At 68.0% G+C, this 22,280-nt stretch carries 24 protein-coding genes; 6 read left to right on the top strand and 18 right to left on the bottom strand.

Translation table 11 applies throughout. The annotated features are described in order from the left end of the window. The first annotated feature begins 24 nt into the window (after nt 1–24). Nucleotides 25–1,278 carry a nitrous oxide reductase family maturation protein NosD gene (locus tag DS837_RS10500; RefSeq protein ID WP_247889855.1) on the top strand — a complete coding sequence of 418 codons (1,254 nt, stop codon included), beginning with the start codon at nt 25–27 and terminating at the stop codon, nt 1,276–1,278. 50 nt (nt 1,279–1,328) lie between these two features. Here DS837_RS10500 and DS837_RS10495 read toward each other — a convergent pair whose 3' ends face one another. From DS837_RS10495 to DS837_RS10460, 8 genes are all read right to left on the bottom strand, one after another. Then, on the bottom strand, nt 1,329–2,063 hold the full coding sequence (locus DS837_RS10495) for a ZIP family metal transporter (protein WP_149164682.1): 735 nt from the start codon (nt 2,061–2,063) through the stop codon (nt 1,329–1,331). A gap of 81 nt (nt 2,064–2,144) precedes the next feature. Then, nucleotides 2,145–3,194 carry a sodium:calcium antiporter gene (locus DS837_RS10490; RefSeq protein WP_211102174.1) on the bottom strand — a complete coding sequence of 350 codons (1,050 nt, stop codon included), beginning with the start codon at nt 3,192–3,194 and terminating at the stop codon, nt 2,145–2,147. Between the two features lie 71 nt (nt 3,195–3,265). After that, complete coding sequence (locus DS837_RS10485; RefSeq protein ID WP_247889854.1) at nt 3,266–4,138, bottom strand: cation diffusion facilitator family transporter; 873 nt, start codon at nt 4,136–4,138, stop codon at nt 3,266–3,268. 165 nt (nt 4,139–4,303) lie between these two features. Next, nucleotides 4,304–4,930 carry an SCO family protein gene (locus tag DS837_RS10480; RefSeq protein ID WP_149164680.1) on the bottom strand — a complete coding sequence of 209 codons (627 nt, stop codon included), beginning with the start codon at nt 4,928–4,930 and terminating at the stop codon, nt 4,304–4,306. 7 nt (nt 4,931–4,937) lie between these two features. Continuing rightward, the gene (locus DS837_RS10475; protein WP_149164679.1) at nt 4,938–5,399 is read right to left on the bottom strand and encodes a copper chaperone PCu(A)C; all 462 of its coding nucleotides are present in this window, start codon (nt 5,397–5,399) and stop codon (nt 4,938–4,940) included. Between the two features lie 22 nt (nt 5,400–5,421). After that, nucleotides 5,422–6,012 (bottom strand): methyltransferase family protein, encoded by a 591-nt coding sequence (locus DS837_RS10470; RefSeq protein WP_149164678.1) that lies wholly within the window; start codon nt 6,010–6,012, stop codon nt 5,422–5,424. A gap of 30 nt (nt 6,013–6,042) precedes the next feature. Further along, entirely contained in the window at nt 6,043–6,570 is a 528-nt protein-coding gene (gene lspA / locus DS837_RS10465) for a signal peptidase II (RefSeq protein WP_211102172.1), read from the bottom strand. A 14-nt stretch (nt 6,571–6,584) separates the two neighbouring features. Further along, nucleotides 6,585–8,756: a heavy metal translocating P-type ATPase gene (locus tag DS837_RS10460; protein WP_247889853.1), complete on the bottom strand. Its 2,172-nt coding sequence runs from the start codon at nt 8,754–8,756 to the stop codon at nt 6,585–6,587. Between the two features lie 104 nt (nt 8,757–8,860). On the opposite strand from DS837_RS10460, the gene DS837_RS10455 reads away from it, so the two are divergent. Beyond that, nucleotides 8,861–9,295 carry a MerR family transcriptional regulator gene (locus DS837_RS10455; protein WP_149164677.1) on the top strand — a complete coding sequence of 145 codons (435 nt, stop codon included), beginning with the start codon at nt 8,861–8,863 and terminating at the stop codon, nt 9,293–9,295. Continuing rightward, entirely contained in the window at nt 9,292–9,624 is a 333-nt protein-coding gene (locus tag DS837_RS10450; protein WP_149164676.1) for a YnfA family protein, read from the top strand. The genes DS837_RS10455 and DS837_RS10450 overlap by 4 nt, the downstream gene beginning before the upstream one ends. Before the next feature lie 28 nt (nt 9,625–9,652). On the opposite strand, the gene DS837_RS10445 is transcribed toward DS837_RS10450, so the two are convergent. Further along, on the bottom strand, nt 9,653–10,267 hold the full coding sequence (locus DS837_RS10445) for a Crp/Fnr family transcriptional regulator (protein ID WP_282187561.1): 615 nt from the start codon (nt 10,265–10,267) through the stop codon (nt 9,653–9,655). A 100-nt stretch (nt 10,268–10,367) separates the two neighbouring features. Between DS837_RS10445 and DS837_RS10440 the strand changes: the two genes are divergently transcribed. Continuing rightward, a complete protein-coding gene (locus DS837_RS10440; RefSeq protein ID WP_149164675.1) occupies nt 10,368–10,946 on the top strand; it encodes a hypothetical protein in 579 nt (192 codons plus the stop codon). Between the two features lie 37 nt (nt 10,947–10,983). On the opposite strand, the gene DS837_RS10435 is transcribed toward DS837_RS10440, so the two are convergent. The 5 genes from DS837_RS10435 to DS837_RS10410 form a co-directional block, all read right to left on the bottom strand. Beyond that, nucleotides 10,984–11,733 carry a sulfite exporter TauE/SafE family protein gene (locus DS837_RS10435; protein WP_149164891.1) on the bottom strand — a complete coding sequence of 250 codons (750 nt, stop codon included), beginning with the start codon at nt 11,731–11,733 and terminating at the stop codon, nt 10,984–10,986. Nucleotides 11,734–11,826: 93 nt separating this feature from the next. Beyond that, nucleotides 11,827–12,084, bottom strand: coding sequence for a hypothetical protein (locus DS837_RS10430; RefSeq protein ID WP_247889852.1), 258 nt, complete (start codon nt 12,082–12,084; stop codon nt 11,827–11,829). A 243-nt stretch (nt 12,085–12,327) separates the two neighbouring features. Continuing rightward, nucleotides 12,328–13,104 (bottom strand): sulfite exporter TauE/SafE family protein, encoded by a 777-nt coding sequence (locus DS837_RS10425; protein WP_149164674.1) that lies wholly within the window; start codon nt 13,102–13,104, stop codon nt 12,328–12,330. 25 nt (nt 13,105–13,129) lie between these two features. Then, nucleotides 13,130–13,975 carry a YeeE/YedE family protein gene (locus tag DS837_RS33210; protein WP_211102170.1) on the bottom strand — a complete coding sequence of 282 codons (846 nt, stop codon included), beginning with the start codon at nt 13,973–13,975 and terminating at the stop codon, nt 13,130–13,132. A 25-nt stretch (nt 13,976–14,000) separates the two neighbouring features. Then, nucleotides 14,001–14,309: an ArsR/SmtB family transcription factor gene (locus tag DS837_RS10410; RefSeq protein WP_149164673.1), complete on the bottom strand. Its 309-nt coding sequence runs from the start codon at nt 14,307–14,309 to the stop codon at nt 14,001–14,003. A gap of 128 nt (nt 14,310–14,437) precedes the next feature. Between DS837_RS10410 and DS837_RS10405 the strand changes: the two genes are divergently transcribed. After that, entirely contained in the window at nt 14,438–15,301 is an 864-nt protein-coding gene (locus DS837_RS10405) for an MBL fold metallo-hydrolase (RefSeq protein WP_149164672.1), read from the top strand. A gap of 130 nt (nt 15,302–15,431) precedes the next feature. Here DS837_RS10405 and DS837_RS10400 read toward each other — a convergent pair whose 3' ends face one another. Continuing rightward, on the bottom strand, nt 15,432–15,845 hold the full coding sequence (locus tag DS837_RS10400; protein ID WP_247889876.1) for a class I SAM-dependent methyltransferase: 414 nt from the start codon (nt 15,843–15,845) through the stop codon (nt 15,432–15,434). Between the two features lie 821 nt (nt 15,846–16,666). On the opposite strand from DS837_RS10400, the gene DS837_RS10390 reads away from it, so the two are divergent. After that, nucleotides 16,667–17,446 carry a substrate-binding domain-containing protein gene (locus DS837_RS10390; RefSeq protein WP_149164670.1) on the top strand — a complete coding sequence of 260 codons (780 nt, stop codon included), beginning with the start codon at nt 16,667–16,669 and terminating at the stop codon, nt 17,444–17,446. Nucleotides 17,447–17,490: 44 nt separating this feature from the next. Here DS837_RS10390 and DS837_RS10385 read toward each other — a convergent pair whose 3' ends face one another. From DS837_RS10385 to DS837_RS10375, 3 genes are read right to left on the bottom strand one after another with little or no spacing between them, the layout of a single operon-like run. After that, complete coding sequence (locus DS837_RS10385; protein ID WP_149164669.1) at nt 17,491–17,871, bottom strand: rhodanese-like domain-containing protein; 381 nt, start codon at nt 17,869–17,871, stop codon at nt 17,491–17,493. Further along, on the bottom strand, nt 17,868–21,167 hold the full coding sequence (locus DS837_RS10380; RefSeq protein WP_149164668.1) for an efflux RND transporter permease subunit: 3,300 nt from the start codon (nt 21,165–21,167) through the stop codon (nt 17,868–17,870). Before DS837_RS10380 ends, DS837_RS10385 begins: the two co-directional genes overlap by 4 nt. Beyond that, on the bottom strand, nt 21,167–22,219 hold the full coding sequence (locus DS837_RS10375) for an efflux RND transporter periplasmic adaptor subunit (protein WP_149164667.1): 1,053 nt from the start codon (nt 22,217–22,219) through the stop codon (nt 21,167–21,169). Before DS837_RS10375 ends, DS837_RS10380 begins: the two co-directional genes overlap by 1 nt. Nucleotides 22,220–22,280: the final 61 nt, after the last annotated feature.

Genomic DNA, 22,280 nt, shown 5'->3' with positions numbered 1-22,280 from the left:
CTTGCCCTGGGGATGGCCCTGGCCATGATGGCGGCGGGCCTGCCGGAGCGGGCGGCCGCCGCGGTTGTGGAGGTGCCGTCCGACGGCGAGGCGCTGGTTCGGGCGATCGCCTCCGCGGCGCCCGGCGACGTGCTGCGCCTCAAGCCGGGGAGGCATCAGGGCCCGGTCGTCATCGACCGGCCTCTGGTGCTGGAAGGCGAGCCGGGCGCCGTCGTGGACGGCCGGAGGCTGGGCAGCGTCATCACGGTCACCGCGCCGAACGTGACGATCCGCGGGCTGGAGATCCGCGACGGCGGCGCGGACCAGGACCAGAAGCCCGCGGGCGTCCACCTGGAGCGGGCGGCGGCGGGCGCCGTCGTGGAGCACAACCGCCTCGTGGACAACCGGAACGGCATCGTCGTCTCGGGCGCGGCGCAGGTTACCATCCGGCGGAACACCGTCATCGGCCGGAAGGACCTCCGGCTCGACCACCAGGGCAACGGCATCCAGGTGACGAGCGCCCCCGGCGCGCAGGTCGTGGAGAACAACGTCAGCTTCAGCCACGACGGCATCCTCGCGACGACCGCCCGCAAGGCGCGGCTGGCGGCGAACCGCATCAGCAACGTCCGCTTCGCCGTGCACGTGATGTACGCCAACGACCTCCAGGTCAGCGGCAACGCCTCCTACGGCAACGAGTTCGGTTACGCGCTGATGAACGCCACCGGCCTCGTCGTCCGCCACAACCTATCGGAGGGCGACCGCTACCAGGGCATCGCCATCAACTATGTGAACGGCTCGCTGATCGAGCGGAACGTGGTGCGCGGCGGGCCGGAGCGCTGCCTGTTCATCTTCAACTCGAACGCCAATGGCTTCTCCGACAACCGCTTTGAGGGCTGCGAGACGGGCGTCCATATGACCACCGGGTCCGAGGGGAACCGCCTGACGGGCAACGCCTTCGTGGGCAACCGGACCCAGGTGAAGTACGCGGGTTCGCGCCTCTACGACTGGTCGGTCGCCGGACGCGGGAACTACTGGAGCGACAACCCGGCCTTCGACCTGAACGGCGACGGCATCGCCGACGCCGCGTACCGGCCCAACGACTTCGTCGATCGCGTGGTCTGGGCGGTGCCATTGGCCAAGCTGCTGCTCAACAGCCCGGCCGTCCAGGTCGTCCGCTGGGCGCAGTCGCAGTTCCCCACCATCTCGCCGGGCGGCGTGGTCGACTCCGCCCCGCTTATGATTCCACCGCCCGCGCCGCGAGGCTGGCGGAAAGAACCGTTCAGCGACGAGGGAAGCTGAGGACATTCCGTCGTCCTGGTGAGCACCTTGCTGCGGGTGCACCTGCCTCGCTACGCTTCGAAGTAGGAGGCGATGAGCGTGAACAGGGCGAACCCGCCGACCAGCGACAGCGCCGACCAGCGCGTGTCCGCGGCAGCCTCGTGCGCCTCGACGATCATGTCCTCCATGGCGGCGATCAGCAGTAGCCCGGCGACGAAGGCCAGGGCGGACAGCTGCCAGATTTGATCCGCGTCGCGCAGCAGCCAGTAGCCGAGCGTGGCGCCGAGCAGGACCGGGATGGCAAACGACGCCGAGAGCAGGATCCGCCGCGACCGGGGCACGCCCTTGTCCTTGAAGTTGGCGATGGTCGCGAAGCCTTCCGGGATGTCCGCGGTGACCTGGCCGATGGCGAGGATGAGCGCCAGGCTGAACGACACGGCCGAGCCCACCCCGATCATCAGGCCGTCGCTGAACAGGTCGACCGCGACCGCCGCGTAGACCATCCAGGCGCCGGTGCTGGCCTCACCACCACCGAAACGGTCGTTCAGGGCATCGACCCCGCGCTCCAGGACGACCGAGAAGACGCCGCCGAGAAGGAACGCGAGGACCACGGTCCACGGAGGTGCGCCACCCAGCGCTTCGGGCATGAGTTCGATGGCGACTACGGCGACGATGATGCCCGCGGCCGCGTGCAGCGCCAAGCTGAGCGTGCGCCTGGTTGTCCGGACGTACTCCGCGAGCAGGCCGCCGGAGAAGTTCCCCAGCGCGGGCATGATGGCCAAAGCCAGAACGCTGAGGTACTCCATCGCTTTCCCTCTCTCTGCCTGGATGATGCTTCTCACCGCTTCCCTCGTCCCAACTCCGGAGGACGGGGAGAATTCCACGTCCTACTGGCCTCCGCCCTGCCCGCCGCCGAAGGGCTGCACCCAAAAGATGATCAGGAGCATGTAGAGGGCGTAGGTCCCGATGAACGCGAAGACGTGCCAGCGCCGGAAGCCGTGCTCGCCGCGGCCGCTCCAGTGGATGAAGGCGGCGTACAGGATGGGCATGAGCGCGACGAATGCCACGTTCACCGAGAAGAGCAGCAGGTTGGAGACCGGCATCCCGACGAGCGCCAGGGGGAGCAGCGCGATGGTCAGTGTGACCGCGTGGTCGCCCATGACGCTGGTGACGCCGGAGGTCACCTGCCCGCTGCGGGTCACGTTCCACGTGGCGAAGACCTCCGGCAGGGCGGCGACCGGCGTGGTGATGAACAGTCCGGCCACGATCTTCGACAGCCCGAAGGCCGTGGCGATGTTCTCCGTCGCCCGCACCGCGAAGTAGGTGCCGACCGCCAAGGCGGCGACGCCGCCAGTGGCGAGTAGGACCTCTTTCGTCTGCCATTCAACCTTCTCCCCCTTCTCCCGACCCCGGATCAGAGCCTGGGCGAGGTAGACGGCGTAGGCGCCCAGCATGATCCAGCCGTCCACCGATTGGAGCCCGCGCCAGGGTGCTGGCAGCGTCAGGATGGCGAACAGGGCGACGATGGCGAGATAGGGGAGCGCCTGCACCGTGACAGCGCTCGGGTCGACCGCCAGCAGGTGTTCGCGGCGGTGCCGCTCGTGGCCCTGGTGGTCGGGGATGTCGGCCTTGCGGGTGGCCAGATAGGCAGCGGTGACCATCAGCGGGATGGCGAGGATGTTGGACCCCAGCGTCACGCCCAGGCCGATGTCGGCCGACCCGCGCAATGCACTCGAGGTGTTGATGCCGATCTCCGGGCTGGCGGCGGCGAGGCCGACGAAGGCGCCGCCCGCGGCCACGGAGAAGCCCCACTGCTTGCGGAGCTTCTTCAGCGGGCTCGAGAACTGTTCGGCTCCCCAGTGCGCCGCCAAGAGCGCCACCAGCAGCACTCCCACCCAGACCAGGGTCATCCAGCCGAATCCGCCGCTTCCTTCCATGCCTACACTCCCGTGGGTTGACCTACGGCTCCAACACTCCCGGTGAAAGAAACGTCCGGTTGGCAGGACGTTCAGTACGGGCGGCAGTCCTCGCCATGGGCGCAGCCATCACGCTCGACCTGGACGGTCGCGTGGTCGATGCCGAACCGCTCCTTGAGCGTGCGGTTGATGGCGGCGACCGCCTCGTTCTGGTTCGCCGCGTCGTCCACGACGGCGTGCAGGGTGACCATGCGGCGCTCGCCGGTCAGCGACCAAGCGTGGACATGGTGGACGTCCAGCACTCCGGGGACGGTTCGCACCGCGGCGCCAACACGCGCCGCGTCGATGCCGTCGGGCGTGCCCTCGAGCAGGATGTGGCCGGACGCCTTGGTGACCTTCCAGGCGCTGCGCAGGATGAGCAGCGCAACCACGGCGGACAGGATCGGGTCGATGGGCGTCCAACCGGTCCACATGATGACCAGGGCCGCCGCGATGGCACCGACCGAGCCGAGCAGGTCGCCCATGACGTGGATGGCGGCGCCCTGCACGTTGAGGTTTTCCCCGCCACCGCGGTTCAGAATCCAGAAGGCGACCACGTTCACCAGAAAACCCGCCGCGGCGACCACGAGCATGGTGCCGCCCAGCACCTCGATCGGCTCGAACAGCCGCTGCGCCGCCTCGACGACGATCCAGGCGGCGATGACGAACAGGGACAACCCGTTCACGAAGGCGGCCAGCACCTCGAAGCGGTGCCAGCCGTAGGACCGCTGCGCGTCGGCGGGGCGCCGTGCGAACCGGAACGCCAGCCAAGCCAAGGCCAGCGAGGCGAAGTCGGTCAGCATGTGCCCGGCGTCAGCCAGTAGCGCCAGCGAACCGGAGATGAGCCCGCCCGCGACCTCCGCCAGCATGAAGCCGCCGGTCAACAGCATCACCCAGAACACCTTGCGCTCGCTGTCGGCTGTCACCGTCGGCGCGTGGCTGTGGCCGCCGGGTCCGTGGTCGTGTCCCCCGTGACCATGGCTCCCATGGTCGTGGACGTGCTCTTTATGATCTCCATGATCCTGGGGATGCGTGTGTGTCATGGAACGTCCTTCTGCTTCCTATCGGTCGCTCATGAAGGGTGAACCGGATCATGTCCCCGGCGTGTCGGGCCGCGGCTTGAGCAGCAGCCGGACCTTCTCGACGGCGACCTCCGGCTTCTCGTGGATGTCCAGGGAACTGCGGAACCGGCCGCGGCCGTCGAGCAGGAGCATCGTCGCCGTATGGTCCATGGTGTACCCGCCCTCCTGCGGGACCTTCTTGGAGTAGAGGCCAAGATCCTTGGTGGCCTTGGCCACATCCTCCGGCGTGCCGGTCAGCCCGAGAATGCGCCGGTCGAAGAGAGCCACGTACTCGGCCATGACGGCCGCGGTGTCCCGCTCCGGGTCGACCGTCAGGAACAGCGGCCGGACGGCCTCGGCCTGTGGCCCGAGCGCCTTGAGCACGTTGGCGACGTACCCCAGCGACGTCGGGCACACGTCGGGGCAGTGCGTGAAGCCGGACACCAGGAGCGTTGGTCGGCTGTTGAGGTCAGCGGCCGTGAAGGGGCGGCCGGTGTGGTCGGTCAGGGTCCAGTTGGCGGCATCGGCGAGCGGCTGTCCAGACTCAGGGGCCACCGGCTTCTGTGGTGCGGTCAGGACCGGCCACACCAAGACCGCGAACAGCACGGACGCTAGGGCGACGGCGACCCAAAGGGCGAAACGGAGCTTCCTCAGCATCGGCGGCTCACTCCGGCCCCATCGCGCCCGGTTTGCCGACCTTCACCGGCACCTGGACGGCTCCAGCCTTCTCGAACGTCACCGTGAGCGGGAACTCCTGGCCGGGCTTCAAGCCGCCCTTCAGATCCATTAGCATAACGTGCGTGCCGCCGGGCTTCATGTCGAGCGCGCCGCCCGGCGGGAGCGCCAGCGGCCCGGCCTCGTGCATCCTCAGCACGTCGCCCTCCTGTTTGGTCTGGTGCGCCATCACGTGCCCGGCGACGGGGGCGGCCATGGAGGCGATGCGGTCCGGCTGGGTCCCGGCGTTCCGGATCGTCAGGTAGGCGGCGCCCGTTTTGGCCGCGGGCGCCGTGGCGCGGGCCCATGCCTGCTCGACGACGATGTCCCCGGCGCGGATCGGATCGGCCGCGACTGGGACGGATGCGAGCAGGGCCAGGGCGGCGATGCCTGCCACGCGATGTGGTTTCATGAAAGATCCTCCTCGGATGTGGTTACAGCCAGCGCCGGACGCTGGCGCGGTAGCGGTCGTAGGCGTCGCCGTGGAGGCGACGCAGATGATCCTCTTCAAGGCGCACCTGGACCGGGAAGGCGGTCAGGCCGACGGCGAGCAGCGCCAGCGTCGGGGCGGTCGGCAACACCAAAAACAGCCCGGCGAGCATGCCCAGCATGCCGACGAAGACCGGGTTGCGGCTCAGGCGGAACAGGCCGGTGGTGACGAGGGCGGTCGGTTCCGGGTCGACGCCGACCCGCCATGAGCGTCCCATCTGGACCTGGGCCGCGGTGATCCAGGCCGTCGCTGCGCAGAGCAGCACCAGGCCGACCACCCTTGCTCCGGTCCCGAGCGGCAGGGACCCCAACGCTTGCGGGACAGCGGGAACGAGCGCCCACGTCAGGGCGAGGACCGCCACCGCGGCGGTCACGACGCGGAAGACCCGGCCCAGGTAGTCGTGCGCGCTGTCCGAGCGGCCGAAGGTGATCGGGTTCACGCCGGTTCGCCGCCGCAGCCACACCGTGCGCCACGCGGAGAAAACCCCGGTTGCCGACAAACAGACCAGCGTGCCCCAGCGGACAACCTCGTCCATCTCATGCTCCTCGTATCGGCACGAGGCAGTTCAAGGACAGGCCTGCTGGGGGCCTTTAGCGGCGGGCGTCCGGCGCCCTTGCAGCCACCCGTGCAGCAGCAGCAGGCCGACGCCGCCGGTGATGCCGATATCGGCGACATTGAACGTAGGCCAGTGCCAGCCGAAGGCGTGCAAGTCCAGGAAGTCGGTCACCGCTCCCTGGCGGATCCGGTCGGCGACGTTGCCGATGGCACCGCCGATGACGGCGCCGAGGGCTCCGGCCTCCGCCCGGCTGTTGGTGCGTGACGCCCATACGCCCAAGGCGATGACGATCGCCACGGCCAAGCCGCTGAGCAGCGAGGGTCCCGCCGCCCCGTCACCCAGGAAGCCGAAGCTGACGCCGCGGTTGAAGCCGAGGGTCAGGTTGAAGAACGGGGTGACCTCGACCAGGCGCGGCGGATCCATGACGTGATCGAGGATCACCCACTTCGAGATCTGGTCCGCGACGGCGGTGAGCAGGGCGACGACCAGCGCCAGCCGGAGACCCGAGCGCCTGGTCGATACGGTTTCGAGGATCAAGGTGGCAGTCTCCTTCACTTGCCCTGGCGGAGCAGGCGCAGTGCGTTGAGGGTGACGATGACGGTGGCCCCGGTGTCGGCCAGGATCGCCAGCCAGAGATCCGTCATGCCGGTCAATGTGGTCACCAGGAAGACCGCCTTCAGCCCGAGGGCGATGGCGACGTTCTGGTGGATGTTGGCCATCGTCGCCCGCGACAGGCGGACCAGCGCGGCGATGTCGGCGACCCGGTTGCCCAGCAGCGCGGCGTCGGCGGTCTCCAGCGCCACGTCCGTGCCGCCGCCCATGGCGACGCCGACGTCGGCCGCCGCCAGGGCGGGAGCGTCGTTGATGCCGTCGCCGACCATGGCGACCGGGCCCTGTGCCCGCAGCGCCGCAATCTCCCGGAGCTTGTCCTCGGGCAGAAGGTCGGCCTTCACGTCGACACCAAGCCCCCGGCCAATGGCCTGTCCGGTCCGGCTGTTGTCGCCGGTCAGCATGACACTGCGGACGCCGAGCTCGCGCAGACCGGCGACCCCGTCGGTGGCGTCGGGCCGCGGCTCGTCGCGCAGGGCGATGAGGCCGACCGGCTGCGCGTCCGCGAGAACGACGACCACGGTCTTGCCCTCGTCCTCCAGGGCGGCGATGCGGTCGGAGGGGATGCCCTCCGGACCGCCGCGCTCGACGGCATGGCGCGGCGAGGCGACCTCGACGAGCCTCCCGGTCACCACGCCCTGCGCCGCCTTTCCGGGGACGGCCTTCTGGTCGCGGGCCGGACGAAGCGGCACGCCGTCGGCCGCCGCCCGCTCGAGGATGGCCTGGGCGATCGGGTGGCTGGAGCCGTTCTCCACGGCGGCGGCGAGTCCGAGCAGGGAGCGTTCGGTTCCGGTCAGCGGGACAAGGTCGGTCACCTGCGGCCGTCCCTGCGTCAGCGTGCCGGTCTTGTCGAAAGCGATGGTCCGAACGCGGCCGATTGCCTCCAGCGCGGCGCCGCCCTTGATGAGGAGGCCACGCCGCGCCCCGGCGGCGATGCCCGACGCGATCGCGGCCGGGGTTGACAGCACCAGGGCGCAGGGGCAGCCGATCAGCAGCAGGGCGAGGCCGCGGTAGATCCAGGTGTGCCAGTCCGCTCCGACGGCGAGCGACGGCACCAGGACGGTGAGAACCGCCACCGCGATCACCGCGGGCGTGTAGCGTGCGCTGAACCGCTCGATCCAGCGCGCCGTGGGCGACTTACTGGCCTGCGCCTCCTCGACGAGGTGTATGATGCGGGCAATGGTGTTGTCGGCCGCGGTCCGCGTGACCCGGACCCGCAGGGCACCGGTGGCGTTGATGCCGCCCGCGAAAACGGACGAGCCGACGTGCTTGGGGACGGGGACGGACTCGCCGGTGACCGGGGACTCGTCGACGTCGGACTCTCCCTCAATGACTTCGCCGTCGGCAGGCACCCGGTCGCCGGGGCGGACCAGGACGACTTGGCCGACCTCCAGGCGCGATGCCGGAACCTCGCGGGCGGCCTCGCCGTCGATCAGCAGCGCGGTTCTGGGAACGAGGCTCGACAGCGCCTTGATGCCGGATCGGGCGGTGCCCGCCGCCACGCCCTCCAGGAGTTCGCCGACGGCGAAGAGGAGCACCACGGCGGCGGCCTCGGCGGCCTCGCCGATGAACAGGGCGCCCACGGTGGCCACCGACATCAGCATTTCGATGCTGAAGGGCGAGCCCGCACGAACTAGCGCGACGGCGCGTCGGCCGAACACGGCCAAACCGACCAGGGCGGCGGGGACGAGGGCGTGGTCCTCCAGAGCCGGGGCAAGCCACGACGCCAGATAGCCCGCCGCAACGAGGATGCCAATGAGGATGGTCACCTTGCCTTTGGGCGTGCTCCACCACGGCCGCTCTTCGGACGCGGACGCCTCGTCGGCCCCACGCGCGGCGTCATCGGCGATGATGCGCAGATCGCCCAGGGGCTCGACGCGGTAGCCGAGAGTGCGGATCGTGTCCTCGAGCTTTGACCGGGGCGTTGTTGCTTCGTCCAGCGTCAGCCTCAGGACCTGCGAATGATAGTTGAGGCCGATGTCGTCGGCGCCGGGGACACGGAGCAACGCGGTCTCGACCTTGCTGACGCAGCTTGGGCAGTCCATGCCCACGACCTTGTAGCGCAGGGTTCGCGTACCCGCGTTTGCGGCCAACGCCGAGGTCTTCTCCTGCATGACAAACTCCAACCGAAACAGGGGGCTCACGCGGCATTGGATGCTGCGGTTCCGCCATCTGTCCGGTAAGATGGACCTTGAAGTAACTAGAGGGTCAAGGGGTTATGTCGGGAAAATCAGGGCTGTCGATCGGGGCGCTGGGCAAGGCGACTGGCACGAAACCGGAGACCATCCGCTTCTACGAGCAGATCGGCATCCTGCCCGAGCCCGCGCGCACGGCGGGGAACTACCGCAGTTACGGCGCGGAGCACGTCCGAAGGCTGAGCTTCGTGCGCCGGGCTCGGGACCTAGGGTTCCCGCTCGAGACCGTACGGGCGATGCTCGACTTGGCCGACCAGCCGGACCGGCCGTGCGACGAGGTCGATGCGCTGGTGCTCGAACAGCTTTATGAGGTCGAACGCAAGATAGCCGACCTCCAGCGCCTGCGTGACGAACTCGATCGCTTGGCCCACCAGTGCCGGAGTGATGGGCGCATGGCCGACTGCCGCATCATCGAGGCGTTCTCGCCGCATGATGGTGTCGCAGAGGAACGCCCATGAACGCGCTAGCCGTTTACGCCACCGCGGCGGTTGGCGAGATCGCGGGCTGCTTCTCCTTTTGGGCATGGCTACGTCTGGACAAGTCACCGCTCTGGCTTATCCCCGGACTCGCCAGTCTGGCAGCGTTCGCGTGGCTGCTCACCCGCATCGACGCGAGCTTCGCCGGGCGAGCCTACGCGGCGTACGGGGGCGTCTACGTTGCCGCGTCGCTGATGTGGCTGTGGGCCGTTGAGGGGCAGCGACCGGACCGCTGGGACCTGATCGGAGCAGCCGTTTGTCTGGTTGGTGCCGCCATCGTGCTCCTGGGGCCGCGAGGCGCGCCAACCTGAAGTCCAGTGGGTTCGCGAAGCCAACGCCTCAGGCATCGCGATGACGGCAAAGGGTAATGACGCCACTCCGCCGCGCGATGCGTCCCGTGCGCTCCAGCGTGGACAGCGCCCGGTAGATGGCCTCATGCGTCAGGCCGATCTCGGCGGCGATTTCCGTCCATGGCCGGTCAAGCCGCGCCGTCGGCGGGTCGCCCGACGCCTGGAGTCGGAGCCACGCGAGGATCCATTTGGGCGCCGAGCGGATGTTCCGCAGTTCCAGCCGGGCGCGCAGGTCGCGGACGTGGGCGGCGAGCCCACGGGCCAAGGCGAGCGCCGCCTGGGGATTGTCCTCCAAGGCGTCGAGCAGGTCTGCCTTCGGGATCACCGTGACCTCGGACAGAGCCTCGGCTACGCTGTCGCAGTGGTACGCCTCCGCCCACAGGGCAGCCTCGGCGAACGTCTCGCCGTTCCGGGCAACGTGCAACGCCACCGACGACCCGTCCTCAAGGTGGCGGACGAGCCGCACCCTCCCGCAGTCCACGCGATAGACCGCCACGGCGGAGGCACCCTGCCGAAACAACGCCTCCCCCGGCTCCAGGCGCCGACGGCGGAGACGTTCCGAATCAACGAGCCCGACCCACGCGCCTGCCCCCTGAATGCCCAAGGCCGCCCTCGCTCCGAAATGTCCGTCATATGATCACAATCATATGGCAGCCTGCGGCGCCCGGCTACCGTCCGCAGAGATAGCTCACCAAGAGCACGCCATGCCGATCCACACCACCGCCGCTGCCCTTGCCCTCGTCGTTGCCGTTAGGGGCGGGAGCGCCGCCGCACAGTTCGCGATGCCGATGGACCACGCCGCCCACCACGCCGAGGCGCCTACGTCGCCGTCCAGCGCGGTCCCGACCATGCCCGGCCAGGACGCCTTCGGCACGATCCAGGAGATTGTCCGCATCCTGGAGGCTGATCCAAGCACCGACTGGTCCAAGGTGGACATCGAAGCTTTACGCCAGCACCTCGTCGACATGAACGAGGTCACGCTGAACGCGAAGGCGGCAGCAACGCCCGTGGACGGTGGCGCACGCCACGAGGTCACCGGCGACGGGCGGACCCTGGAGGCGATCCGGCGGATGGTCCCAGCGCACGGCCACGAGATCAATGGCGTGAACGGCTGGTCCGCCAAGGCAGAGCCGACGGCGAACGGCGTCGTCCTGACCGTCACCGCAGTGGCCCCGAAGGAGACGGCGCGCATCCGTGGGCTCGGGTTCATCGGCATCATGGCCCAGGGCAGCCATCATCAGGCGCATCATCTCGCCATGGCCAAGGGCGGGTTCAGCCACTGACTGGCGTGAACGGGCCGCCATCGGTTTTCCAGGGGTGTCATGTGACCAGCATCTTCATGCCGGACGAGGCGAGGATCGCCGAGAGCAGGTACCGCAACGTCGCGGTCGGCAGATGGCGGCTGCCCAGCCAAGCCCCGACCGCGCCACCGACACCGGCGGCGGCCAGCCACCACGGCAGGACCGACGGCAACGCGGTGAAGGTCGTCCAAGTCCCGGCCAGGGCCGCCGCCGAGTTCAGGAGGTTGTAGGCGGCGGACACGGCCGCGGCGCGGCGTGTCTCGACCCACCCCATGAGCAGAATCAGCGGGGCGAGGAAGATGCCGCCGCCCGTGCCGGTCATCCCGGACAGGAAACCGATGGCGGCTCCGCTGGCGAGCGCCGGAATGAACGGGGGCTCGACCGCCTTCGTTCCCTCGGCCGTTCCGCGCGCAGCCCAAGTGGATCGCGCCAGTTCCAGGGCCGCGGCGAGCAGGATGCCGCCGACCACCGGATAGTAGAGATGGGGTGGCAGGTGCAGCATGCCGCCGAGAAACGAGAACGGCATCCCGAGGACGCCGAACGGGTAGAAGCTCCGCCATTCAAACAGACCGGCGCGCGCGAAGCGCACAGTACCGATGGCGGCGACCAGCAGGTTCAGCGCGAGCGCGGTAGGCTTAATCATCACGGGGTCCAGGCCGACGATGCCCATGACCGCCAGATATCCCGACGCACCCGCTTGCCCGACGGCCGCATACAGCGTGGCCACGGCCAAGATGAGGGCGGCCAAATCCAGAGTCTCGTTGAACACCAATCACCATTCCCGGACTCGTCGCCGAGCGCTTGTGATCCGGCTCGGGGCTCGCGGGACCGGAGGCCAGCGCGCAGCGTAGCAAGGGCGCCTCTAAACCAAGGTCCGCGAGATGGCGTGGATAGCCTTCATGCCCGTGCCGAAGCGGGCGATGGACTCCCGATGGGACTCCAACTCCCCGTACGGCAGGTAGCGCACTTTGAGGTCGGCCACACGGGAGAAGGCGGGCCGGGCCAACTGGGCGCGAACCTCCTCCTCACGGCCGTTCGGCGCCACCAGGAACATGCCCTCGCGGGCATGCGCCTCGGTGCCCGGCGCGGTGAAGCGGGAGTTCGTGCTCGTCCCGGCCAACCTGGGCTGATGAAGATGTGCGAAGAACCGCATGGCGTTGTAAGCACGGCGGTCACCATCGGCTAACCCTCGGTTAGGGAGCCCGTCTTGTCGGCGGCCAGTGTGTCGACCTTCTCGAACCGCTCCAGAGATGCCGCGTCCTTGAAGAGCACACCGAGCACAAGGCTTTCGAGCTCGGCACCACCAAGGGCTTTCGGTGCAGGACACCCCCACTCAGTCTTCCTTGATCCATGTTGAATCGGATCAGAACAGGCCCAGGACACCCGCGTTGCGGTACAGCATGTATGCGGCCACCGCGAATAGCACCCCCGCGAAAACCTTGGTCAGAGCGCCCTTGCGCGTGGATAGCCCCACTGCGGCCTTCATGCCCGCGAATCCTCCGATCACGCCACCGGCAATGAATAGTCCGGCGACCGTCCAATCTACCAGACCCGAGAGTGCGTAGTTGGCCGCCGTGGTCAGGCCGAAGGCGCCGACCGAGAACAGCGACGAGCCGATGGCGTTGAGCACCGCCATACCGCTGCCGAGCAGGAGACCAGGGACGATCAGGAAGCCACCGCCAATGCCAAAGAAGCCCGAGACCGCACCTGTCAGGAAGCCGATGCCGACTAGGCGCACTGCGATCGTCTTGTTGATGCGCACCGTCGGGTCGCCCTCGTTCCCGCGTCCGCGCAGCATGGAGACGCCGACCACGACCATCACCAGCGCGAACAGGAACAACAGGCTCTCGCCGTTGACTGCCTTGCCGACCGTCGAGCCGACCAGCGCCCCGACCACGCCGGACGCGGCGAAGGTGGCCGCACAGGGCCATTTCACCGTCCCGGCCCGGGCGTGCTGGGCCAGGTTGGCGAAGGCGTTGGCGGCGACCGCCAGGGCGCTGGTGCCAATGGCGACGTGGGGATCCGGCACGCCCACGACGTAGAGCAGCAACGGCACGGCAAGGATCGAGCCGCCGCCCCCGATCAGGCCGAGGGAGAAGCCGACCAGCGAACCGGACAAGATCGTGAGGAGTTCGGACATCCTGGGAATTCCGGGTTGGGGGAGGTCACGCGACCGCGGTGCGGCGCATGCGGATGGCCATGATCAGGTCGTGGGCGGCCATACCGGCCAGCATGGCGGCGACGAACAGCCACGGTCCCGAAGCCCCCAAGCCGAGCGTGGCGAGCGCCGGGCCGGGACAGTAGCCGACCAGCCCCCAGCCCACGCCGAACAGGACGGCGCCCGTCACGAGGCGGCGGTCAATGGCGGTTGCCTTGGGACCGTGGAAGGCGGTGCCGACCAGCGGCGTCCCGCGTCGGCTCGCCACAACAAAGCCGACGGCCGCCACGGGAATGGCCGCGGCCGTCACGAAGGCGAGACGCGGGTCCCTGGAGCCCGCCACATCCAGAAAATTCAGCACCTTGGCGGGGTCAATCATGGAGGACACCGTCAGCCCCAGGCCGAACAGCAGGCCGGACACCAGGGCGACGAGCAGGGAGGGCATGGCGGTCAGGCTCCGATTGACGGCGGCGCTGACCATGAAGAGTGCGGTGGCCGTGAGGGACCGTTGCGACAGCCGGGCGAGGCCGCAGACGCCATGGCCGCTCGTGCAGCCGTTGCCAAGGCGTGTGCCGAAACCGACCAGAAGACCGCCTACGACAAGGAGGGCGGGGTTGGTGGGCGACGCGGGTTCCGGCAGCGCACCACCCGCCACGCCGTAGAGCAGCGGCGCCGCCATCAGGCCGACCAGGAAGATGGCGCGCCAGGCGACGTCGCCGGAGCGTAGAGCGCCAAGGCCGCCGAGGATGCCGCTGATCCCGGCGATCCGGCCTTTGGCGACCCACAGGAGGGCGGCGGACAAACCGATCAGGAGGCCGCCGACGGCGGCCGAGACAGGCGTGAAGTGTACCATGGATCTCAGTTTCAGAGGTGAGGCGTCACTCGGGGCGACCGGCGACGCAGAACAGGCGGTAGAGCTCGGCGAGGATGGGGCGAACCCGGTCCGAGCCTATGCGGTAAAAGATGGCCGTGCCGTCCCGGCGGGTCGCCACCAGTCCTTCCTCGCGCAGCCTGGCCAGGTGCTGGGACAGGTTGGACTGGGACAGGCCGAGGCGCCGGACGAGCTCACCCACCGGCATCTCACCTTCGAGCAATGAGCACAGAATCATCAAGCGGTGGCGGCTCGCGAGCGAGCGCAGGAACGCCTCGGCCTCGGTGGCGCGGGCTTCCCACTCGGCGGTGTCCATCGGCAGATCGTTCGGTACGTTCGGCACAGTTTCCGTCTTTGTAATTTATGCTTGACTAATATACGGCGCCGGGCCACCTGTTCAAGCGGTACCAGGAACGGTCCCGCCGGACCAGCCAGGAGGTCTCGATGAAACCCGACGTAATGCCGCTGTTCGACGAGGCGACCAACACCGTCAGCTATGTCGTCGCCGATCCCGCCACCCGGGCCGCGGCCCTGGTCGACAGCGTGCTCGACTTCGACCCGAAGTCCGGCCGCACCGCGACCGCCTCGGCCGATCGCATGGTCGCACTGGTGCGCGAGCGCAGCCTGACGGTCGAGTGGATTCTGGAGACCCATGTTCACGCTGATCACCTGTCCGCCGCGCCTTATCTGAAGGAACGGGTCGGCGGCCGCATCGGCATCGGCGAGCACATCCGTGAGGTCCAGAAGGTCTTCCGCGCCTTGTTCAACATGGAACCCGGCTTCGTGGCCGACGGGCGCCAGTTCGACCATCTGTTCGCCGACGGCGAGCGGTTCCGGATTGGCCAGTTGGAGGCACAGGCCATTCACACGCCCGGCCACACCCCGGCGGACATGACCTATGTGGTGGGCGACGCGGCGTTCGTCGGCGACACCCTGTTCCAGCCCGACTACGGCACGGCGCGCTGCGACTTCCCAGGTGGCGACGCGCACGCCCTGTACCGCTCGATCCGACGCATCCTGGCTCTGCCGCCCGCGACGCGGCTCTTCACCGGCCACGACTACAAGGCGCCGGGCCGGGACGAATACGCCTGGGAGAGCACGGTCGCGGAGCAGCGGGCGTGCAACGTCCACGTTCGGGCCGGTGTCGGCGAGGACGAGTTCGTGGCGCTCCGCACGGCCCGTGACCGGACGCTGGACATGCCGAAGCTCATCCTGCCCTCGGTGCAGGTGAACGTGCGCGCCGGGCAGTTGCCACCCGCCGAGGAGAACGGCAAACGCTATCTCAAGATCCCGATCGACGCGCTCTGACCGTGGTGCTGTCTAAGCGCCAGGGCGTGCTGACCAAAGCCTTTGTGGACCTGATGTCTGCGGTTGCCGTCCGTTGCAGTTCCGGACAACGGGCACCGTAGGCTTGCTCTGGCGCTCGGATCGGCTGCCGTCACACCGCGGGCTTGCGCGCCACCAAGTCAACGAGGGCCGACATCCCGTGGTGACCTGCCCCTTCGGAGAGGATAGAGTCGTGCTCCTCGAGATGCAGGATGTCAAAGTCGGCGAAGGCCGCGCGCAGCATCGCGGCCGAGTACATGTTCTCGGCGTGCGGGGGGCCGCCGGTGCCATACCCAAGCTGCTCGGGACGGTAACCCTGGAGCAGGAGCAGACCTCCGGGCGCGAGCGTGCGCTGAATGCCCTGGAAGATGGCGGCGCGCAGAGCGGGCCGTACGAACTGGATGAAGATCGCGGCAACGACGTCGAACCGCTCGGGCTCCCACGTCCAGGTCTCCAGGTTTGCTTCCTCGGTTTGGAGCGTGACACCCTGTTCAGCAGCGAGCCGCCGTGCCTTGGCGAGGGCGATGGGTGAGACATCGATCGATACACCTCCAGTCCTTGCTGGGCCAGCCAGACGCCGTTGCGGCCCTCGCCATCGGCAATGGCGAGCGCGTGTTGACCGGGCTGTAGCCAGGAGCGTTGCTTGGCCAGGAAAGCATTGGGCGCCGTGCCGAAGAGATACTCCTCAGCGGAGAACCGCTCGTTCCAGCGGTCGCGTTCCGGGTTCGTCGTCATGACTCTCCTGGCGAGGTGGTGAGCGCCCTCGGGAGCACGGGAGCATCCCCCGAGCGTGGTGGATGAGAAGGCCCACTTATCGACGTGGGCCGCCGGGTCCGCCTCCGGACCCCATCGGGCCGCCCCCGGCGCCAGGACCGCCACCCGGCCCTGGTCCCATTCCCATGCCCTGTCGTGGCATAGGGGGAGGCTCATCGGGGAGAGTGACGCCACGTTCCTGGGCGCGAGCCTGCATCTGGAGGTGATAGCGCTCCTGCTGTGTCATCAACTGGCTGCCATAGATCGGAGTCTCGTCCTGCGCCGACGCCTGTGCAATGGCTCCCTCATACCCCAGCAAGGACAACGCCAGGGCAATCGCTGTGGCTGTGAGGATGCGCATGGTCGTGCCTCCTTTTCCAAGTCGTGAGCCTGGAGACAGCATCATCCCGAGCGCTTGAGCCAGGCATTAACCTCTATCAAGGCCGAGGCTCGGCGAGCAGGAGAGCCCTGTCCTACATCCCTCTCCTGGATCGGACTATCCAACGATCATCCATGATGAGTCAGGATGGCCGGAACAAAGTATCATGAGAATTGTCTAATGGAAAGATTGAAGCCCCGTCAGGGAGGAAGCCTATGTTCCTTAACGCCCGCTGGAGAACCCTGTTCTCCGCGGCCCTACTGCTGTCGGGCCTGACGCTGCCCGCGATGGCGCAGGAGGTCGTCAACGTTTACGGACCCGGCGGTCCGCTGCCTGCCATGAAGGAGGCGTCCGCGACGTTCGGAAAGGCACGCAACATCACAGTCAACCTCACCGCCGGGCCGACGCCGCAATGGCTGGACAAAGCCAAACAGGACGCCGACGTCATCTTCAGTGGTGCCGAGAACATGATGACCGACTTCATCCGGGTGATGGAAGGACGCATCTTGGAAGACACCGTCGACCCGCTCTACCTTCGGCCGTCGGTGGTGTTGGTCCGGCCCGACAATCCCAAGGGCATCACCGGCATTCGCGACCTGCTGAAGCCGAACATGAAGGTCCTGATCGTACAGGGCGCCGGGCAGACCGGGCTGTGGGAGGACATCGTCGGTCGGACCGGCGACATCGCCATGGTTCGCGCCTTCCGCAAGAACATCGTCGGTTACGCCGCCAACAGCGCCGAAGCTCAGAAGGTGTGGGACAGCACCCCCGGCATTGACGCCTGGATCATCTGGAACATCTGGGGCGCCAATGAACGGACGCGCACTGATATTGTCGAGATCGAGCCGGATCTCCGCATCTACCGCGACACCGGCGTGTCCTTGACCAAGACCGGCTCGCAGAAAGCCTCGGCTCGGGACTTCGTCGCCTTCCTGAAATCCGAGGAGGGCAAGCGGATCTTCGAGAAGCACGGCTGGATGGAAAGGGCCCCCTGACCCGTTGGTCAGGGCCGCACCCACCGTGCAAGGTCTTCGTTCCGCTACCGCTCGACTGGCCCGGAGGCGGCCAGCCAAGCGTTCATTCCACCCTTCATGCGGTTGATCTCGCCGGTGAAGCCGCTCTCTACCATCCTGGCCGCGGCCGGGCCGCAACGCCGTCCGCTCTGGCAGTGGAAGACGAGATGTTTTCCAGGCTCGACCGGCACTCGGCGCGGATCGAACTGCGACAGCGGAACGAGCACCGCGCCGGGGATGTGGGCCGCACGGTGCTCGTGTGGCTCCCGGACATCCACGATGACCGCCGAACCCTCCTTCAGCCAGCCTTTGATGGTGGCCGGATCGACGGTCCTGATCTGGTCGCTCGTGGCGCTCCCACTCTGTGGAAGGCCAAGGAGGCTGCGAAGCGTTTTCAGCATGGTCATCCCCGAGTGTTCACAAGTTTGCCGCTGCGCGCCACGGCCATGGATGGTCGGCCGGTGTCCGGGTCCCCCGCCGAACGGGTCGGCGAGATGGGGGCGTCGCTGCGCAGGACGACGTAGATCGCCGGGATGACCAGCACGGTCAGCAGCGTCGAACTCAGCAGCCCAAACAGCAGCGAGATCGCCAGCCCCTGGAAGATCGGGTCGGTCAGGATGAAGGCCGCGCCGATCATCGCGGCCACCGCGGTCAGCAGGATCGGCTTGAAGCGGATGGCGCCCGCCTCCAGCACCGCCTCGCGCAGCGGCACCCCGCGCTCCCGCAGGTGGCGGATGAAGTCCACCAGCAGGATGGAGTTGCGCACGATGATGCCCGCCAGCGCGATGAAGCCGATCATCGAGGTGGCGGTGAACGCCGCCCCGAACAGCCAGTGGCCGAGCACGATGCCGATCAGCGTCAGTGGCACCGGCACCAGAATCACCAGCGGCAGCTTGAAACTGCCGAACTGCGCCACCACCAGCAAGTAGATGCCGAGGATCGCCACGCCGAACGCCGCGCCCATGTCGCGGAAGGTGACGTAGGTGATCTCCCACTCGCCCTCCCATAGCAGCTTGGGCGCGCTCTGGTCGTCGGGCTGACCGTGCAAAAGGACTTCGGGTTCACCTGCGAAACCGGCCGCTTTCCAGTCGACTTCCTTCAGGCGGTCCTGGACGGCCATCATGCCGTAGATCGGTGCCTCGAACCGCCCGGCGAGGTCGGCCATGACCATCTCGGCGAAGCGGCCGTTGCGGCGAAACAGCGGGTAGGAGGCGGGCTCCCGCGTCATGGTGACGAGGTCGCCCAGCTCCACCGTGCCGCGCGCGCCCGGCACCGGTGTGGCAAGGATGCGCTCGGACAGGAACAGGCCGGACTTGGGCAGGCGGATCGCGATTTCGATTGGGTTGCGCCCGGCCCCGCGGTGCGAGTAGCCGACCGGCACCCCGGCCATCAACGCCTGCAAGGTGTCGTAGACCGCCTGTTCCTCCACCCCGTGGAACTCCAGGCTCTCGCGGTCCAGCGCGAAACGCAGCCGCTCGCCCGCTTCGCGGAAGCTGTTGTCCACGTCCACGATAAAGTCCACTTGGCGGAAGACGTCCCCGACGATGGTGGCGGTCTTGCGGCGGGTCCCGGCGTCAGGGCCGTAGACTTCGACCAGCAGAGTGGAGAGAACCGGCGGGCCGGGCGGCACCTCGACGACCTTGATGGAGGTCCCGGGGGGCACAGGCAGGTCGGCCAAGCGCTTCCGAATGTCCAGCGCGATGTCGTGGCTGGCCCGCTGGCGCTTCTCCTTGGGGGCAAGGTTCACCTGGAGGTCGCCCTGCTCCGGCTGGTCACGCAGGTAGTAGTGCCGGACCAGACCGTTGAAGTTGAAGGGCGAGGCCGTGCCACTGTAGGCCTGGACGCTCGCCAGTTCCGGCAGGTCGGCGATCTTCCGGGCGGCGGTCAGCAGGACGCGCTCCGTATCCTCCGGCGCCGCGCCGCGCGGCAGGTCCACAATGATCTGAAGCTCCGACTTGTTGTCAAAGGGCAGCAGCTTGACCGTCACGTCCTTCGTGTAGAACAGCGCCGTGGACGCCAGCGTCGCCACGCCGACCGCCAGCAGAAAGATCCAAGCGGTCCGCTTGGTCCGGATGACCGGCCGGGCGACCGCCAGGTACATCCGCCCCAGCGCGCCACCGTGGCCATGTTCGCCATTCCCATGCCCGGCGCCATGCCCGGTGGGCGTCTCGCCAGGACGCAGCTTCACCATCAGCCAGGGCGTCAGCACCATGGCGACGAAAAAGCTGAACAGCATGGCGGCGGAAGCGTTGGCCGGGATCGGGCTCATGTACGGGCCCATCAGGCCGGACACGAACATCATCGGCAGCAGCGCCGCGATCACCGTCAACGTGGCGACGATGGTCGGATTGCCGACCTCCGCCACCGCTTCAACGGCTGCCTGGATCTTGGTGCGGCCGTCCTTCATCGCCCAGTGGCGGTCGATGTTCTCGACCACCACGATGGCGTCGTCCACCAGGATGCCGATGGAGAAGATCAGCGCGAACAGGCTGACGCGGTTGATGGTGTAGCCCATCAGCCAGGACGCGAACATGGTCAGCAGGATCGTCGTCGGGATGACGATGAAGGTGACCACACCCTCGCGCCAGCCGATCGCCAGCACGATCAGCACCACGATGGTCACGGTGGCGAGCGCCAGATGGAACAAGAGCTCGTTGACCTTCTCGTTCGCCGTCTCGCCGTAGTTGCGGGTGACGGTGACGGTGAGATCCTTGGGCAGCCCGGCAGCCTCAATCGCGTGGACGCGCTCCAGCACACGTCCGGCGATGGTCACGGCGTTGGCCCCGGCGCGCTTGGCGACGGCGATGGTGACCGCGGGCACGCGGACCAGCCCACCCTTGCCGTCCGGCACCATGTGCCACGCCGTGCTCTCGTCCGGCCGGGATCCCACCACGACGTCGGCCACGTCCTTCACGTAGACTGGGCGCCCGTCGCGCGTTGTGACCAGCAACAGCCCGATGTCGGTCGTCCCCTGGAGCGTTTGCCCGGCTACCACCGGCAGGCTGCCGCTGTGGGAGCGTACCTGCCCGACAAGGAAAGAGCGGTTGGCGTTCTTGACCTTGTCCACGACTTGGTTGAGCGTCACGCCGTAGAGCGACAACCGCTCCGGGTCCGGCTCCACGCGGATCTGGTCGGGGCGGCCGCCGACCAGAAAGGTCAGGCCGACATCCTCGACCTGCACCAGCTGCGCCAGAAGCTCGTCCGCGACGTCGTAGAGCGCGGTGTCGGTCCAACGCGGGGCCGCGTCCGGATTGGGGGCCAGCGTCAGGGTCAAGATCGCCACGTCGTTGATGCCGCGCCCGACGATTAGTGGCTCGGGAACACCGAGCGGGATGCGGTTCATGTTGGCGCGCACCTTCTCGTGTACGCGCAGGATTGCGTCGTCGGACGAGGTGCCGACCAGGAAGCGGGCGGTGACGACAACGCGGTCGTCCAAGGTTTGGGAGTAGGTGTGCTCTACTCCGTCGATGCCCTTGACGATCTCCTCCAGCGGCTTGGTGACGAGTTCGACGGCGTCGTCCGCTTTTAGCCCGTCGGCGCGGACTAGGATGTCCACCATGGGCACGCTGATCTGCGGCTCCTCTTCCCGTGGCAGGGAGAGCAGAGCGACCATGCCTACCACCAGCGAGGCCAGCAGAAGCAATGGGGTGAGCGGCGAGCGGATGAAGGTCCGCGTCAGGACACCGGACAGGCCGAGCGTCATCAAGTATCCTCCGGTCGAACGATCACGTCACCGGGCTTCAGTCCGGACAGCACTTCGATCCCGCCGGGCTGGTCGCCGACCTTGGGGATGGGGCCGCCGACCTGGACCGGTGCCTCCGTCCCATCGGCCAGCCGTACGAAGTCGGTGCCGAAGCGGCGCAGCACAAAGTCAGGCGGAATGACAAAAGCCTCCCGCGTGCCGGTGGCGACGTAGACGCGCACGCGCTCGCCCACGAAGAAGTCACCGAGCCCGGTCACTGTGGCGTCAGCGACCACTTGGCCGCTCGCCATCTCTGGATAGACCTGGCGAACGGTGCCGCGCTTCAGGTCCAGCGACTTCGGTTCCTGGGCCGCCTCGCCGCCGGGCGGCGTGACCAGTGCGAGCCCGCGGTCGCCGACCAGCACCGGGTCGCCCTCGTGCATGAAGCGGGCGTGCCGTTCGGGAAGGTGCAGGCGCAGCACATAGGTCTCTGTCGCGATGCTCGCCACCGGCTCGCCGGGCATCACCACCGCGCCGTCGATCACCTTGACCTGGAGGATGCGGCCGTTGGCGGGCGCGAACACCTCGCCCTCACGCAGCTGCTGGTCAACCACCGCACGCTCCGCCTTCATAGCGGCAATCTGGGCGCGCGCGACGTCCAGCGCCGCCTGCGCGTCGTCGAGCCTCTGCTGCGTGCCCGTTCCGCTCGCCCGCAACTGACGGGCGCGGTCCAGTTCCAGTTCCGCCTGATGCTGCTGCGCCTGAAGGGCCTGGATCCGCGCATCCAGCGCGGCCAATTGCAGCGGCAGCTTGGCGTCGCGGACCACGGCGACGATCTGGCCCATGGTGACTTTGTCGCCCTCCTTGACCTTGAGGTCGGCGATGGTGCCGCCGATGCGGGTGCGCGCGAGTGTCTCGTGGACGCTTTCCACGGTCGCGAACACCGCCTTCAGATCCTCGACCGGCCGGGGTTGGATGGTCAGGCGCTCGCCCTGGGCACGCGCGCCGGACAGCGGCAGAATGGCGAATAGAAGAGTCGCTGCCAGCGTGACGGGTGCGATTGGGCGGGTCATGACGGGCCACCTTGTAGCGGATAGACGAGTGGTCTCTTGACCGCTATTTTAGAACATGGTA

Source organism: Azospirillum brasilense, assembly GCF_008365405.1.
Classification (GTDB): Bacteria; Pseudomonadota; Alphaproteobacteria; order Azospirillales; family Azospirillaceae; genus Azospirillum; species Azospirillum brasilense_D.
This window is presented reverse-complemented; position numbering and strand designations above follow the sequence as displayed.